General features: G+C 70.9%; 14 protein-coding genes. 8 read left to right on the top strand and 6 right to left on the bottom strand.

From position 1 onward, the window contains the following. Nucleotides 1-27: 27 nt before the first annotated feature. Together ACODT0_RS20160 and ACODT0_RS20165 are read left to right on the top strand one after the other, a co-directional pair. A complete protein-coding gene (locus ACODT0_RS20160; RefSeq protein ID WP_261209303.1) occupies nt 28-1,617 on the top strand; it encodes an RNA polymerase factor sigma-54 in 1,590 nt (529 codons plus the stop codon). Between the two features lie 10 nt (nt 1,618-1,627). Beyond that, nucleotides 1,628-3,226 (top strand): phospholipase D family protein, encoded by a 1,599-nt coding sequence (locus ACODT0_RS20165; protein ID WP_489042133.1) that lies wholly within the window; start codon nt 1,628-1,630, stop codon nt 3,224-3,226. 9 nt (nt 3,227-3,235) lie between these two features. Here the strand turns inward: ACODT0_RS20165 and ACODT0_RS20170 are convergent, their stop codons facing one another. The 5 genes from ACODT0_RS20170 to ACODT0_RS20190 all read right to left on the bottom strand — a co-directional run bounded on the left by ACODT0_RS20170 (nt 3,236) and on the right by ACODT0_RS20190 (nt 7,654). Further along, nucleotides 3,236-3,880, bottom strand: coding sequence for a LysE family translocator (locus tag ACODT0_RS20170; RefSeq protein ID WP_413761630.1), 645 nt, complete (start codon nt 3,878-3,880; stop codon nt 3,236-3,238). 22 nt (nt 3,881-3,902) lie between these two features. Beyond that, complete coding sequence (locus tag ACODT0_RS20175; RefSeq protein ID WP_413761629.1) at nt 3,903-4,544, bottom strand: YceI family protein; 642 nt, start codon at nt 4,542-4,544, stop codon at nt 3,903-3,905. 33 nt (nt 4,545-4,577) lie between these two features. Continuing rightward, complete coding sequence (locus tag ACODT0_RS20180) at nt 4,578-5,162, bottom strand: YceI family protein (RefSeq protein WP_489042134.1); 585 nt, start codon at nt 5,160-5,162, stop codon at nt 4,578-4,580. Beyond that, entirely contained in the window at nt 5,159-5,770 is a 612-nt protein-coding gene (locus tag ACODT0_RS20185; protein WP_489042135.1) for a cytochrome b, read from the bottom strand. The genes ACODT0_RS20180 and ACODT0_RS20185 overlap by 4 nt, the downstream gene beginning before the upstream one ends. A gap of 69 nt (nt 5,771-5,839) precedes the next feature. After that, nucleotides 5,840-7,654: an ATP-binding response regulator gene (locus tag ACODT0_RS20190; protein ID WP_489042136.1), complete on the bottom strand. Its 1,815-nt coding sequence runs from the start codon at nt 7,652-7,654 to the stop codon at nt 5,840-5,842. 80 nt (nt 7,655-7,734) lie between these two features. Here ACODT0_RS20190 and ACODT0_RS20195 point away from each other — a divergent pair, with 80 nt between their 5' ends. Then, nucleotides 7,735-8,982 (top strand): THUMP domain-containing class I SAM-dependent RNA methyltransferase, encoded by a 1,248-nt coding sequence (locus tag ACODT0_RS20195; protein WP_057595753.1) that lies wholly within the window; start codon nt 7,735-7,737, stop codon nt 8,980-8,982. On the opposite strand, the gene ACODT0_RS20200 is transcribed toward ACODT0_RS20195, so the two are convergent. Next, nucleotides 8,968-9,450 carry a surface-adhesin E family protein gene (locus tag ACODT0_RS20200; protein ID WP_057595754.1) on the bottom strand — a complete coding sequence of 161 codons (483 nt, stop codon included), beginning with the start codon at nt 9,448-9,450 and terminating at the stop codon, nt 8,968-8,970. The genes ACODT0_RS20195 and ACODT0_RS20200 overlap by 15 nt on opposite strands. Nucleotides 9,451-9,533: 83 nt before the next feature. Here ACODT0_RS20200 and ACODT0_RS20205 point away from each other — a divergent pair, with 83 nt between their 5' ends. From ACODT0_RS20205 to ACODT0_RS20225, 5 genes are all read left to right on the top strand, one after another. Next, entirely contained in the window at nt 9,534-9,998 is a 465-nt protein-coding gene (locus ACODT0_RS20205) for a putative toxin-antitoxin system toxin component, PIN family (protein ID WP_057595755.1), read from the top strand. A 441-nt stretch (nt 9,999-10,439) separates the two neighbouring features. Beyond that, the gene (locus tag ACODT0_RS20210; RefSeq protein WP_057595780.1) at nt 10,440-11,375 is read left to right on the top strand and encodes an AraC family transcriptional regulator; all 936 of its coding nucleotides are present in this window, start codon (nt 10,440-10,442) and stop codon (nt 11,373-11,375) included. A gap of 178 nt (nt 11,376-11,553) precedes the next feature. Next, a complete protein-coding gene (locus tag ACODT0_RS20215; RefSeq protein ID WP_057595756.1) occupies nt 11,554-11,859 on the top strand; it encodes a Flp family type IVb pilin in 306 nt (101 codons plus the stop codon). A gap of 40 nt (nt 11,860-11,899) precedes the next feature. After that, a complete protein-coding gene (locus tag ACODT0_RS20220) occupies nt 11,900-13,783 on the top strand; it encodes a Tad domain-containing protein (protein WP_057595757.1) in 1,884 nt (627 codons plus the stop codon). Further along, nucleotides 13,780-14,757, top strand: coding sequence for a hypothetical protein (locus tag ACODT0_RS20225; RefSeq protein WP_489042137.1), 978 nt, complete (start codon nt 13,780-13,782; stop codon nt 14,755-14,757). The genes ACODT0_RS20220 and ACODT0_RS20225 overlap by 4 nt, the downstream gene beginning before the upstream one ends. Nucleotide 14,758: the final 1 nt, after the last annotated feature.

Below are 14,758 nucleotides of genomic sequence, written 5' to 3' on the forward strand. Positions count from 1 at the left end.
CCCTCGCGCCAGCCATTTCCTGAGGGCATGAAACAAGGCTTGTCGCTGCGCGTTTCGCAGCATCTCGCGCTGACGCCTCAGCTGCAGCAGTCGATCCGGCTGCTGCAGCTCTCCACGCTCGAGCTGAGCCAGGAGGTCGAGCAGATGCTCGACGAGAACCCCTTCCTCGAGCGCACCGCCGAGGAAGCCGCGCGCGAGGAATTCGGCCTCGACGCTGCCGACACGCCCGCGCCGCGCGAGGACACCGAGCGCGAGGCCGAGAGCGACTACGCGGGCGCCGCGCCGTCGACCTCGACCACGTCCACCGAGACCGCCTCGTCGTCCGAGGCCGAGCCGGCCCTCGACTCGCCCGAGCGCGAGCCCGACTGGGAAGGCGACGGCACCGTCGACATGGCGCCCGACGACAGCGAGTGGGGCAGCGACGCGCCTGCGCGCAACAACAGCAGCACCGGCGACGACGAGCGCGCCGATGCCACCGAGCTCGCGCGCAGCCAGGAATCGCTGCAGTCCTTCCTGCACCGCCAGGCGCTGAGCCTGCGGCTCAACGAGAACGACAGCGCCGCGCTGCGCTTTTTGATCGAGTCGCTCAACGACGACGGCTACCTCGAGGATTCGCTGCCGGCGCTGGCCTCGGGCCTCGCGGGCGACGACAACGACCAGTTCGACGAGCTGGTGCACCACTTCCAGGTCGCGCTCGGCCTGCTGCAGAGCCTGGAGCCCGCGGGCGTGGGCGCGCGCGATCTCGGCGAATGCCTCGCGATCCAGCTGCGCGCGCTGGCCGACGAAGACGAGACAGAGGAAGAGGAGCTGGTGCGCAAGACCGCGCTCGCCATCTGCAAGCAGCCGATGGAGCTGCTCGCGCGGCGCGACTTCAAGCGCCTGGCCACGCTCACGCGCACCAACGAGGAACTGGTGCGCTCGGCGCTGCAGGTCATCGCGCGCCTGGAGCCCAAGCCGGGCCGCCGCTTCGTCGACGTCGAGCGCAACATCGTCATTCCCGACGTGATCGTCACCAAGACCGGCCGCGGCACCAACGTGAAGTTCCGCGTCATGCTCAACCCCGAGGTGATGCCGCGGCTGCGCGTGCACGACATCTATGCCGGCGCGCTCAAGTCGCACAAGGGCGAGGGCAGCCAGGCGCTGTCGCAGCGGCTGCAGGAGGCGCGCTGGTTCATCAAGAACATCCAGCAGCGCTTCGACACCATCCTGCGCGTGAGCAACGCCATCGTCGAGCGGCAGAAGAGTTACTTCGTGCACGGCGAGCTCGCGATGCGCCCGCTGGTGCTGCGCGAGATCGCCGACGAGCTCGGGCTGCACGAATCCACCATCTCGCGCGTGACCACCGCCAAGTACATGGCCACGCCCTTCGGCACGGTCGAGCTCAAGTACTTCTTCGGCTCGGCGCTGGGCACCGAGACCGGCGGCAATGCCTCGAGCACCGCGGTGCGCGCGCTGATCAAGCAGTTCGTCGGTTCGGAGAGCGTGAAGAAGCCGCTGTCGGACAGCCAGATCTCCGAGATGCTCAAGGAGCAGGGCATCGAGTGCGCGCGCCGCACCGTCGCCAAGTACCGCGAGGCGCTGCGCATCGCGCCCGCCAACCTGCGCAAGGCCCTGTAGAAAGCCGCCGATGGCCCGACGCCTGCTGTCGCGCCGTGGGCTCCGGGTGTTCGCCCTCGCGGCCACGCTGCTGGCCGCCGGCTGCGCCTCGCTGCCCGACGAGGCACCGCGCACTCCCACCAAGGCCATCGCCGTGTCGAAGGACACCGCGCTCGGGCGCATCGCGCTGGCCGCGCAGCCCGACCCCGACCTCAGCGGCTTTCGCCTCATGCCGGGCGGCGACTTCGCCTTCGACACCCGCATCCAGCTCGCGCGCCGGGCCCAGCGCACGCTCGACGTCCAGTACTACCAGATCGAGAACGACGAGACCGGCCGCTACCTGCTGCGCACCCTGCGCGACGCCGCGCAGCGCGGCGTGCGGGTGCGCGTGCTGATGGACGACCTCTACACCGCGGGCGAGGACGAGCTGCTGCGCGGCTTCGCGGCCACGCCCAATGTCGAGCTGCGCCTGTTCAACCCCTTTCCGGCCGGCCGCGGCAGCCTGCTCGCGCGCTTCACCGCCTCGCTGTTCGACTTCAGCCGCGTCAACCGGCGCATGCACAACAAGCTGTTCATCGCCGACGGCGCGATGGCCGTGGCGGGCGGGCGCAACATCGGCAACCAGTACTTCCGGCGCACCGCGGGCGAGAACTTCATCGACCTCGACACCTTCGTGACGGGCGCGCTGATCCCGCGCCTGGGCAGCCTGTTCGACCAGTACTGGAACAGCCCCTACGTGCGGCCCGTCGAGTCGGTGGTGGCGAGCGCGCTGCCTGCCGACGAACTGCGGCGCCGCTTCGAGGCCGCCACCGGCCCCGACACCACGCCGCCGCCGCCGAAGCCCGCGCCCAACGACCTGCTGGGCTACGGCCCGATCGCCGAGGACCTCGATGCCGGCCGGCTCGGCCTGATCTGGACCACGGCCGAGGCCTATGCCGATTCGCCCGACCGCGTGATCGGCAAGACCGCCTCGTACGGCGGCGTGCCGCTGCTCGACGTGGACAGCGTGCGCTACAACGTGGTCGAGCAGATGCGCCGCGCGCGCAGCGAGGTGACCATCGTCTCGCCCTACCTGATCCCGGGCGCCGCGGGGCTCGAGGTGATGAACGAGATCCGCCGGCGCCAGGTGAAGATCAGCGTGGTGACCAACTCGCTCGCCGCCACCGACGAGCCGCTGGTGCACACCGCCTACCGCCGTTACCGGCCCGAGATGCTGCGCCTGGGCGCCGAGCTCTACGAACTCAGCACCAACCGCACCCGCCGCAGCGTGCGGCTGGGCCTGTTCGGCACCTCGGTCGGCCGGCTGCATGCCAAGTCGGCGGTGATCGACCGGCGCATCCTGTTCGTCGGCTCGATGAATTTCGACCCGCGCTCCGAGGTCCACAACACCGAGATCGGCCTGTTCATCCGCAGCCCCGAGATGGCGCAGCAGGCGCTGAAGCTGCTCGAGGTGCTCAAGCAGCAGGGCGCCTACAGGCTGCGCTTCGCCGAAGGCAGCGACTCGCGCCTGGAGTGGGTTAGCGAGGAGGCCGGCAAGACCACGGTGCTGAGCGAGGAGCCCGACTCGGGCTTCTGGGATCGCACCATGCTCGAACTGCTGGCGCCGCTGACGCCCGAGAGCCTGCTCTAGGAATCGGCCTCAGGTCCCGCGCACCGCCGACCACACCAGCCGCAGCCCCAGCAGTCCCATCACGCCGCCGGCCGCGCGGTCGATCCAGGTCTTGTAGCGCAGGTAGGCCGAGCGCGGCGCCGCCGACGACAGCGCGAGCGCGACGATGGCGTACCAGCCGGTCTCGATGCAGAAGATCACGGCCGGCACCGCGAGCGCCAGCACCAGCGGCACCTCGCGCGGCAGGAAGGCCGCGAAGATGCTCGCGTAGACCACGGCCGTCTTCGGGTTGCTGACCTGCGTGGCCAGCCCGAGCAGGAAGGTGCGCTTGCCGCGGCCGCCCGAAGCGGCGGGCGTGCCCGCCTCCGGCGCCATCGCGAGCGGCTGCCGCGCGCCGCGCCAGATGCGGATGCCGAGGTAGACCAGGTAGGCGCCGCCGAAGCCCTTGATCGCGAGGTAGAGCGCCGGCACCGCGAGGAACGCGGCCTGCAGCCCCGCGAGCGCCGCGATCGCGAACACCAGCCCGCCCGCGCCCATGCCGAGCGCGGCCGCGAGGCCGTCGGCGCGCGAGGCCACGGCCGTGCGCGCCACCATCACGAAGCTCGGGCCCGGGCTCATCGCGCCCACGGTCATGGCGCCGGCGATGCCGAGCAGGGAAAGGGTGGTGTCGATCATCGGAAGTGCTCTCTTTCGGAATTCATTGCTGCACGTTGACCGCCTCGACCTGCACCAGCAGCTTCACCTTGTTCTCGAAGCCGAAGTTCAGCCCCCAGGTGATGCCCCAGTCGCTGCGCTCGACGGTGGTCTCGAAGTCGCCGCCGCAGACCTGGCGGTTGATCAGCGGGCTCAGGTAGCAGTTGAAGCGCACGGCCTTGAGGGTGACGGGCTTGGTCTGCCCCATCAGCGTGAGCGTGCCGGGCACCTCGGCCACCTTGTCGCCGCTGAAGGCGATGCGCTCGGCGACGAAGCGGCCGGTGGGGAATTCGGCGACGTTGAAGAAGTCCTTGCTCTGCACGTGCCGGTTCAGCAGGTCGACGCCGGTGTTGATCGAGCTGATGTCCATGGTGATGTCGACCTTGCCGCTGGTGCCGGCGGCATCGATCTGCACGCTGCCGTCCTTGGTGCTGAAGCGGCCGCGGTTGGTGGTGGTGCCGTAGTGGCCCATCTCGTACATCACGAAGGTGTGGGTCGGGTCGACCACGTAGCTGGCGCCCTTGACCGGGCCGCCCGCGGGCTTGGCCGCGACGGGCGGGGCGGTGTATTCCTGCGCGGCGGCAAGGCCGGACGCGGCGAGCGCGAGGCCCAGCAGGGCGGCGGGAAGCAGTGTCTTGTTCTTCATGGCGAATGCTGCATGCGGGAGAAATGTGAAGGGTCAGGGCGCGCCGAGGCCGTCGACGACGAGCTTGAAGCGCACCTGCACCTCGTTGGCGATCACCGAGGTGTCGGTCCATTCGCCGTCGCCGACCTTGTAGTCGATGCGCTGCAGCACGAAGCTGCCGCTGGCCACCGACTGGCCGTTGGCGGCTGGCGCGATCGTCACGGGCACGGTCAGCGGCCGGGCGATGCCCTTGAGCGTGAGCTTGCCGGCCATCTCGAAGCGGCCGTCGCCGAGCGCCCTGATGGCCGTGGTCTGGAAGCCGGCCTGCGGGAAATGCGCGGCATCGAACCATGGCGCCTTGGGCAGCTCGGCATCGGTCATCGGAATGCCGAAGGCCGCGCTCGCCGTGTCGATCTGCAGCGCCACGCTGCCGCCCTCGGGCTTCCTCGGGTCGAAGGCGATGCGCGCGTCGAACTTCCTGAACGAACCCTCGACCGGCACGCCCATCTGCTTGCTCACGAACACGATCTGGCTTTTCTCGGGCACCAGCCGCGCGGGGGGCGGCTCGGCATGGGCCGCCGGAAGGAGGAGGGTGGCGAGCGTCAGCGCGCCGTGCCAGCGGTGAAGAAGGGAAGTCATGCGTCGGGTTTCCTGGAAGTCGACGACGGCCCGGGCCACATGCGCCGCAGCAGGCCGTCGCGCGCGATCCACTGGTGCTTGACGACGGCCGCCACGTGCAGCACCGAGACGGCGGCCAGCAGGTAGGCGCCGGCCCGGTGCAGCGGCTGCAGCCAGTGCTCGGCGAGCGCGCGGTCCACGGGCACGAAATCGGGCAGCGGCAGCACGCCGAACCACACCACCGGCACGCCGAGCGCCGAGCTCTGGGCCCAGCCCAGCAGCGGCACGGCGAAGAACAGCAGGTACATCAGGCGGTGGCTGGCCGTGCGGCCCGCGCGCTGCCAGCGCGGCATGGCGGCCCGCACGAAGTCGGGCAGGCCGGGCGGCGGATGGCCGAGGCGCCACAGCAGGCGCACGGCGGACAGCAGCAGGATCGCGATGCCGGTCCACTTGTGCCAGCTGTAGAAGCGCACGCGCTGCGGCGAGAACGGCAGCCCGTTCATGTACAGGCCCAGTGCGAGCGCGCCGAGGATCAGCAGCGCCAGCAGCCAGTGCAACCCGATCGCGACCGGCGTGTAGCGGGCGGCCTTCGGTTCGGCGAGGGGCGGGGCGGAGGGGGCGCTGGGCATCGGCGGGCGGGCCGGCATCGGGGATGGCGCGCAGCATAGCTCGGAACGCCGCGCCGGGTGGCGCGGGGCTCAGCGCTGCGCCCGCCGCAGCAGCGCATGCAGCTCGGCCGGCTGCACCGGCTTGCGCAGCGCGTGCCAGCCACGCTCGTTGGCCAGCCGCTGCGTGGCCTCGTCGATGTCGGCCGACACCAGCGAGATGGCCAGCGCGGGCTTGAGCTGCTGCAGCCGGGTGGCGAGCGCGATGCCGTCGAGCGCGCCCGGCAGCCGGATGTCGCACAGCGCGAGGTCGAGCGCCTGCAGGTCGGCCAGCGCCAGCGCCTCGGCGGCGCTGCCGTAGACGCGCGGCTGCGCGCCCCACTGGCGCAGCAGCGACTGCAGGCTGTCGGCGACCACGGCGTTGTCCTCGACCACCAGCACCGCGAGGCCGGGGCGCAGCGCGGGTGCGGCCTCGGGCGGCGGCTTGAGGGCGGCCGGCGCCGGCGGCGCCGCGTCGGCGGGCGCGGCCGCGAGCTCGAAGGCGAACACCGAGCCGCGCCCGGGCGCCGAGCGCAGTTCGACCTCGATGCCGAGCTGGGTCGCGAGCCGCCGCACGATCGCCAGCCCCAGGCCGTGGCCGCGCTGCAGGTTGCGCTCGACGTTGCCGATCTGCTCGAAGTCGCCGAACACGCGTTCGTGCGCCTCGGGCGCGATGCCGATGCCGCTGTCGCGCACCTCGACGCGCCAGGCGGCCTCACCCTCGCGCCGGCGTGCGCGCACCGCCAGCAGCACGCGGCCCGCGGGCGTGAACTTGACGGCGTTGTCCACCAGGTTGGCGAGCACGCGGCGCAGCGAGACAGCGTCGCTCCAGGCCACCGCGTCGCTCGGGCAGCGCACCAGCACGCGGCGTTCGCCGGCCTGGCGCGCCAGTTCGTGCAGCAGCGGCGCCAGCGCGACCGCGGCCGGGCGCAGCGGGTCGGCCGCGGCCTCGATGCGGCCGATCTCCAGCAACTGGTTGGTGAGCCCTTCCAGCGCCTGCTGGGCGCGTGCCAGCGAGCCCACCGTGTGCTGCACCGCCATCGTGTCGGCGCCCTCGCGCAGCTGCTGGCGCAGCACCTCGGCCTGCAGGCCGATGGCCATCACCGGCTGGCGCAGGTCGTGGTTGGCGGCCGAGAAGAAGCGCAGCCGCTCGGCCTGGGCCTGCTCGGAGGCGCGCAGGCCGGCCAGCGCCTGCTCGCGCAGGGTGCGCTCGTTGAGGCGCAGGCCGATGTTCTCCTCGAGCTGGCGCGAGCGCTCGGCCACCAGCTTCCACATCATGGCGGTGAGGCCGGCGCCGATGACGGCGACCGCGATCATCATCGGCGGCCCGAGCCAGATGCCCATCACGATGATCGGCGCCAGCAGCAGCGTGATCGCGAGCTGCGTGGCCGGCGTGTAGAACGAGACCGAGAAGGCGGCCGACAGCGTCATGCCCATCACGATCACGCCCAGCAGCAGCTGCAGCTCGATGCGCGAGGGGTCGAACAGCAGCACGCCGGCCGCGCCGTGCGCCAGCTCCCAGATGCCGGTGCGCAGCACGTGCACGCGCTGGGCGCGGCGCAGGCTCGCGGGCGTGAAGGGCTCGGGCAGGCGCTGCGGCACGAAGGCGCGCATCACCGTCACCAGCGTGATCAGGCCCAGCCAGGCCAGCGACAGCGGCAGCGAGAACTGCCAGGCGAACAGCGCCGCGATGCCGCAGTTCAGCAGGTACTGCACCGCCAGGATCGGCCCGATCGGCTGCACCGAGATGCGCAGCACCTCGCACTGGATGGCGAAGCCGTCGTCCCGCGCCGCCCCGGGGGAAGAGGGGTTTCCGCCGGCGCTGGCGGGGTGGGCGGCGGGCGCCGCGGAGTCGTGCAGGGGCTTCATGGACCGGACCACTATAGGCAAGCAGGGCGACACAGCGACAATGGCAATCCCGTAGCCGCCCGTCGACCAAGCGAACTTCCGTGAATGATCTCTCCCTTTTCCTGCCTTGCGCCGCCGGCGTCGAGGAGTTTCTCGCGCAGGAGGTGCATGCGCTCACCGGCCGTGCCGGCGACGACCTGCTGATGCTGCGCGGCGGCGTGCGGGTGCGCGCCGACTGGCGCGAGGTGCTGCAGCTCAACCTGCACTGCCGCCTCGCGCAGCGCGTGCTGGTCGAGCTGGCCCAGGGCCTGTACCGCAACGAGAACGACCTCTACGGGCTGGCCAGCGGCGTGGCCTGGGAGATCTGGTTCACGCCCAGGCAGACCTTCAAGATCGAGACCACGGCCCAGCACAGCCCGCTGCAGAGCCTGAACTTCGCCACCCTGCGCATCAAGGATGCGATCGCCGACCGCTTCCGCGCCAAGGCTGGCGGCGTGCGTCCCAGCATCGAGACCCAGTGGCCCGACTGCCGCGTGTTCGCGCACCTGACCACCGACACCTGCACCCTCTACATCGACACCTCGGGCGAGCCGCTGTTCAAGCGCGGCTGGCGCCAGGACAAGGGCGACGCGCCGCTGAAGGAAACCCTGGCCGCCGCCATGCTGGCGGCCAGCGGCTGGTGGAACCCCGAGACCGGCGAGGTCGACGACAAGCCGCTGTACGACCCCTGCTGCGGCAGCGGCACCATCGCCATCGAGGCGGCCCAGATCGCGCTCGGCATCCCGGCCGGCTGGCTGCGCCGCTTCGGCTTCGAGAAGCTGCTGCCGTTCCAGCCCCACGTGTGGGCCGCGGTGCGCGCCGCCTCCGAACCGCCGGCGGCCGAAGCAGGCGCCGCGCCGCGCATCTTCGGCTCCGACGTCTCGCACCGCATGGTCGACTTCGCGCAGCGCAATGCCGAGCGCGCGGGCGTCGACCACGCGGTCGAGTTCCGCGGCGGCGACGCGCTGCAGCGCATGCCGCCCGCCGCGGCCGGCCTGATCGTGCTGAACCCGCCCTACGGCGAGCGCATCGGCATCGGCGGCGTGGCGCGCAGCGGCGCGCGCGAGACCGCGCAGGTGGCGGCGCCGGCCGCGGGCGAGGGGGAAGGCGACGGCGGCGAATTCTTCCCGCAGCTCGCGAGCCACTGGAAGAAGAACTACCCGGGCTGGACCGCCTGGGTGCTCACGCCCGACCTCAAGCTGCCCAAGCGCATGCGCCTGAAGGAATCGCGCCGCGTGCCGATGTGGAACGGCCCGATCGAGTGCCGGCTGTTCCGCTTCGACATGGTGGCGGGCTCAGCGCGCGGGTAGCGAGGCGGCGTCGGCCGGCGCTGGCGCCGCGCCGTCGCCACCGGTGCGCGGCGGGCGCACGCTGCAGGCCGCGTTCACGGTGCGCACCGCGAGATCGGGCGGCGCGCCCGCGAAGGCCATCGGCCGCCGGTCCTGCGGCTCGAACACGCGCACCGCGATGGGTTCGCCCACGAAATCGGGCCGGCCGTAGTAGGTGGCGCTCACATAGCGCGCGGCGCGCGCCTCGCAGTCGACCTGCACGCGGCTCGTGAACGAGCGGAACACGATGCCGTCGCGCGTGGTGCGCGGCGCGGCCAGGCTCAGGCGCACCGCCATCGTGCGCTGCGAGCCCTCGGCCTCCACGCTGGTGGGGTCGACCTGCACGTAGCTCTCGCCAGGCACGCCGGCCGAGCCGCGCAGGGTGAACCATTCGGCACGGGCGCCGGCGGCGGCGAGGAGCAGGAGGCACAGCAGCGAGAATCGCTTCATCGAAAGAAGATGCAACAGGGCGATGGCGGATGCGCGATTGTCCCTGCCCCCGTCCCGCCGCGGGCGCCATCGTGTGATTTGACATGTCCCTGCCTTCCCCCGGCGCGCACGCCGCCGATGCCGCTGCCGCTCCCGCCGATGTCGTCATCGACACCAACATCGCGCTCGACCTGCTGGTGTTCGACAACCCCGAGAGCGCGCCGCTCGCGGCCGCGCTCGCCGAGGGCCGGCTGCGCTGGCTCGCGACCGCGGCGATGCGCGTGGAGCTCGCGCGCGTGCTCGGCTATCCGCTGATCGTGCGCCGCCTCGCGCAGCGCGAGCGCGCGGCCGAGGCGGTGCTGGCCGAGTTCGACGCGCGCTGCGTGATGGTGGACGGCGTGCCGCCGCGCGCGAGCTGCGTGTGCAAGGACCCCGACGACCAGGTCTTCATCGACCTCGCGGTCGCGCGCGGCGCGCAGCTGCTGAGCAAGGACCGCGCGGTGCTCGTCATGCGCAAGCGGCTGGCCGCGCGCGGCGTGGTCGTGCGTTCGGACTGGGCCGCCGGGTAGGCCTTCGGCCTGCATGCGCGGGCGACGCCGGCCGACACGGCTTCGCGGCGCCGCGATGGGCATACAGGTGCCATCGCACGGCTCAATGGAGGCTCGCGTACGGCGGGGGAGTACGGCGGGGGATTCAGAGGGCCGATGGGAAAAGACGAGGAAAAAAGGTTGCATGCGCAAGCTGTCTAGACAGCCATGGCAGGGCACGCAGATGCACCACTGTGGCGTTTGCCATGAGCGCATAAACACCGCCGTCATCCGCATAGGGTCTGGCATTTGCTTGTGGCCCTCACTATCTTCCGCCCCGCGCAAGCGGCCCCACCCAGGGAATCGGCAGCCTCGCGGCTGACACGCAAAGAAGGTCCGCTCGACTTCGGAAGCCGGCGATTCGTCGTCGGCCGATCCGCGCCGCCACGTTCGGCCGGCGCCATGTCCAACACCAAGAAAGTCATGCCGAATCCAAGCCAAAGACCACCGCGCCAGCTGCTGCCCGAATTCGAAGTCGAGATGTCCCGTTCGCCCGCCCTGGGCTATGAATCCCCGCAGGAGCGTGGCCTGGTGCGCTGCCTCAAGCACGGCTACCCGACGCCGCTCGCGCGCTGGCACTGCCACGAGGAGTACGAGCTGCACCTGATCGTGGCGACCTCGGGCACCGCCTTCGTCGGCGACTGGATCGGCGACTTCGAGCCCGGCCACCTCGTGCTGTGCGGACCGAAGCTGCCGCACAACTGGATCTCGCGCGAGGTGCCGTCCGAGGGCGTGGCCGTGCGCGACCTCGTGATCCAGTTCCTGCACGACCCGATCGTCGAGGCCGCGCAGAAGATCCCCGAGCTGCTCGAGGCGGTGCGCGTGCTCGAGCGCGCGCGCCACGGCATCGAGTTCTTCGGCATGGCCGAGCAGGCGCAGACGCACTGGCGGCGCGTGAAGGCCGCGCGCGGCCTCAAGCGCTTCAGCCTGTTCTGCGACTTCCTCTCCGACCTCGCGCAGTGCGGCGACTACCGGCTGCTCTCGGGCATGCAGGGCGAGGGCGACAACCAGATCGATGCCATCAACGCGATCGTCACGCGCATCGAGAAGAACCCCGAGGCCGAGGCCAACGCGGCCGAGATCGCGGCCGAGCTCGGCATGAACTCGGGCCGCTTCAGCCGCATGTTCCGGCGTGCCACCGGCCACAGCTTCCTCGGCTACGTGAACCAGGTGCGCGTGAACAAGGCCTGCCTGCTGCTGATGCACAGCGATCGCTATGTCACGTCGATCTGCTACGAGGTCGGCTTCAACAACGTCTCGAACTTCAATCGCCATTTCCTCGAGATCAAGGGCGTGACGCCGACCGAGTTCCGGCGGCAGAGCCAGTTGCGGCTCGAGGGCGCGAGCATCGCGGACTGAGGTGAAAGTGCCTCGCGGCGCGAGAGTGTTTACCAAAGAATTCTCTCGCGCGATGCAATGGCGATCGACAACGAATTCGTATCGACATTCACAAAAAGTCTATCGAGGCGGCGCCGCGCGGCTTCCTACGATCCGGCTGTCTTTTCAACAGCAGCCAACTCGCAGAGGAACCTACGCAATGCATAGCCAACGCCTGACACGCATCGGTGCCCGCCTCCTTTCGCAGATCAAGATCCGCGGCCAGGGCATGACCGAGTACCTCGTCATCCTGGGCCTGATCGCGATCGCGGCGATCGCGGTGTTCAGCTTCTTCGGCCAGACCATGCGCAACCAGGTCGCGGGCATGGCGCAGGAAGTGGGCGGCAAGACCGGCACGGCCGAAGTGACCAAGGCGCAGGCCGCGGCCGGCAAGGCCTCCACCAACGCCGACATCAACATGAACATGAGCACCTACACCAAGGGCGGCGCCGACGGCGCGAAGTAAGAGCGGCGCGCGGCATCCATCGCAACGGCGAGCCAGCGAGGTGAGCATCCCTCCATCGCGCAGCGCCCGGCGGCAGTCGGGCCAGGCGATCGTCTGGATCGTCGCGATGCTGCCCTTCATCTTCCTCGCCGTGCTGGTGGTCTACAACACGGCCGCCGCCACGCGCGAGAAGATGAAACTGCAGGCCACGGCCGACGCCACCACCTACAGCGCCAGCGTGCTCACCGCGCGCACGCTCAACTACCTCTCCTACACCAACCGCGCGATGGCCGCCAACGAGGCCAGCATCGCCACGCTGGCGAGCGTGCAGACCTCGATGGCCGCCTTCATCACGAGCGCGGCCAACATCCAGGAGGGCCTGGTCATCGCCAAGGGCTTCCAGGGCCTGCGCAACCTCGAGCGCAGCCGGCTGCCGATCGTGGGACCGATCTTCGCGCTGCAGTGGCTGGTCAACGTCGGCCAGGCGCAGCGGCTGCAGCGCACCGCCGACCGCATCGCGGGCTTCGTCGAGCCGGCCTCGCGGCCGCTGCAGGTTGGCGTGGACGTGCTGCGCGTGCTCAACCAGGGCATCTCCGCGAGCCAGGCCGCGATGCTCGCGAGCACGGTGGCGCAACTGCCGCAGCTCATCGTCGACGTGATGCGCAGCAACGATCCCGACGCCACCGTGCCGCCCGGCGAGACCGCGATCCTCGCGACCAAGTACGTGGTCGACCTCGGCACCTACCTCGACACCTATCACCAGTCCACGCGCGGCCCCTTCGACGAGGACGAGTTCAACGAGGTGCTGCGCTTCGCGCACGCGGCGCAGGCCACGCGCGACGACTGGACCAAGAACCGCCGCTTCCTGCCCGACTGGGCGAGCTGGATCGGTTCGGGCCTGGCCGGCGCGATGCACGGCATCGCCAACCAGTTCCCGGTCTCGCCGCCGGGCTTCGCCGAGATCGCGGGCGACGCGCTCGCCGGGCTGGTCGAATGGAAGGGCGGCACCGAACTGGTGGCGGCCCAGAACCTGATCGGCGAGGAGCAGGGCCGCATCCGCTGGCAGTCGGCCGATTCGATCGAGATCAAGCTGCCGATCGGCCTGCTCTACACCGACATCATCGGCGGCGCGAGCGACATCGCGCGCGGCCGCTTCGGCCTCGGTGCCGGCGCCGCCGCGGCCGGCGGTCCCAACTACATGAGCAGCTGGGAAGGCCAGCGCCTCACCCTGCGCAGCTATGCGCGCGAGGCCCGCACCTACGGCGGCCTGAACCGCGAGATCGGCGACCACGCCTACATGGAGCGCGGCTCGTTCCAGCGCGCGGCCGGCGACCGCGACGGCGCCATCCTGCCCGGCGCCTTCCCGGTGCTGGTGTTCAACGCCAAGCTGCACTACGGCCCGCGCACCTCGATCGGCACCAACCTCACGCAGGGCTGGAGCCTGCCGCGCTACGTCGACGTGCGCGAGCATCCGCCGATGCGCGCCAACGAGGCCGACAACTGGATCGCCGAGCAGGCGATCCGCGGTGCCAATCCGCTCAAGTGGGGCAAGAACACCGACAAGGGACCGGCCTTCACGCTGGTGGTGCAGAAGGGCGCCGAGCGCGTGCGCACCGGCCAGGTCGCCGGCTTCGGCGACGCGAGCGAGGAGGGCCGCACCGGCCTGCGCGACAACTTCGCGGGCAACCAGGTGAAGGCGGTGTCGACCGCGCAGGTCTACTTCCGCCGGCCGCAGGACCGCTGGGCGCGGCGCGACTTCTCGGCCACCGATCCGCCGACCGTCGGCGGCCACAACGTCGGCTTCGCGGGCGGCTACATCGAGCACCGCAGCCTGTTCAGCCCCTACTGGCACGTGCACAACATCGAGCCCTCGCTGTGGGCGCGCGCGGTCGCTACCGGCGGCGCGATCGTGAGCGCGGGCGCGCAGGAGGACAACGGGCAATGACCGCACGTCGCATGCATCCGCGCGCCGCGACGCAGCGCGGCCAGTCGATGACCGAGACGCTCCTGATCGCGAGCTTCGCCGCGCTCGCGCTCGCGGCCGTGCCGGCCATCGGCGAGTACGGGCTCAAGCGGCTGCAGACGGTGTCGGCCGCGCGGCTGGTGGCCTGGCAGCGCACCGTGTGGCTGCCCGACGAGCACGGCGTGAGCGCCGAGGAAGCCAAGGGCGCCTCGGGCGCGATCAAGAAGACCGATGCCGAGGTCACGCGCGACCTGCGGCGCCACATCTTCCGCGACCGCCGCGAAGCGGGCGCGAGCATCCATGCCACCGAGATCGCCGAGTTCGAGGCCACGGTGCCCGCGATCGATCCGCGCACCACGGTCGTCACCGCCTCGAGCACCGCGCAGTCGCTGCCCTCGCTGATGAATGCCTCCGACGTGCTGTGGGACAACGTGCGCGTGGCGCAGAACGCGCTGGGCAACAACCTCGTCACCGGCTCGCTCGGCAAGTTCACCTTCATCAGCAGCGGCTACCTGCGCAACGAGGTCAAGGTCACGCAGACCAATCCCGCCTTCGCGCTGGTGCCGCAGATCGAGCTCGGCGAGCAGGTCACGATGCTGACCGAGGCCTGGAATGCCGGCGGCACCAACCGCGAGGAGAAGAAGATCCAGGGCCTGGTGCCGCTGAAGCTGACCGACAGCGTGTTCTACCAGCAGCTGCGCGGCGGCCTGCACCAGACCGCCTACAGCATCAGCCAGGTCTACCCGGCCTTCGCCAACTCCAACCTCACCTTCGGCCTCACGCCCGGCGACGCGCTCGAGAAGACGCCGCTGGACCGCTTCGAGCGCTTCCCGGGCGAGACGCCGCCCGCGGGCGAGGCCGGCGGCGGCGCCGATGCCGACGGCGGCAGCCCGCGCGACAAGTTCCGCTACTACCGCGCGTTCCCGCCGACGCCGGTGGTCAACACGCTGCCCTGAG

It is taken from the genome of Variovorax sp. FG153 (assembly GCF_057809595.1).

Bases quoted from the DNA above. Each gene is read 5' to 3' on its own strand.
- ACODT0_RS20200 (WP_057595754.1), bottom strand. From the start codon at position 9,450: ATGAAGCGATTCTCGCTGCTGTGCCTCCTGCTCCTCGCCGCCGCCGGC.
- ACODT0_RS20190 (WP_489042136.1), bottom strand. From the start codon at position 7,654: ATGAAGCCCCTGCACGACTCCGCGGCGCCCGCCGCCCACCCCGCCAGC.
- ACODT0_RS20210 (WP_057595780.1), top strand. From the start codon at position 10,440: ATGCCGAATCCAAGCCAAAGACCACCGCGCCAGCTGCTGCCCGAATTC.
- ACODT0_RS20160 (WP_261209303.1), top strand. From the start codon at position 28: ATGAAACAAGGCTTGTCGCTGCGCGTTTCGCAGCATCTCGCGCTGACG.
- ACODT0_RS20170 (WP_413761630.1), bottom strand. From the start codon at position 3,880: ATGATCGACACCACCCTTTCCCTGCTCGGCATCGCCGGCGCCATGACC.
- ACODT0_RS20165 (WP_489042133.1), top strand. From the start codon at position 1,628: ATGGCCCGACGCCTGCTGTCGCGCCGTGGGCTCCGGGTGTTCGCCCTC.
- ACODT0_RS20225 (WP_489042137.1), top strand. From the start codon at position 13,780: ATGACCGCACGTCGCATGCATCCGCGCGCCGCGACGCAGCGCGGCCAG.
- ACODT0_RS20180 (WP_489042134.1), bottom strand. From the start codon at position 5,162: ATGACTTCCCTTCTTCACCGCTGGCACGGCGCGCTGACGCTCGCCACC.
- ACODT0_RS20205 (WP_057595755.1), top strand. From the start codon at position 9,534: ATGTCCCTGCCTTCCCCCGGCGCGCACGCCGCCGATGCCGCTGCCGCT.
- ACODT0_RS20175 (WP_413761629.1), bottom strand. From the start codon at position 4,544: ATGAAGAACAAGACACTGCTTCCCGCCGCCCTGCTGGGCCTCGCGCTC.
- ACODT0_RS20215 (WP_057595756.1), top strand. From the start codon at position 11,554: ATGCATAGCCAACGCCTGACACGCATCGGTGCCCGCCTCCTTTCGCAG.
- ACODT0_RS20185 (WP_489042135.1), bottom strand. From the start codon at position 5,770: ATGCCCAGCGCCCCCTCCGCCCCGCCCCTCGCCGAACCGAAGGCCGCC.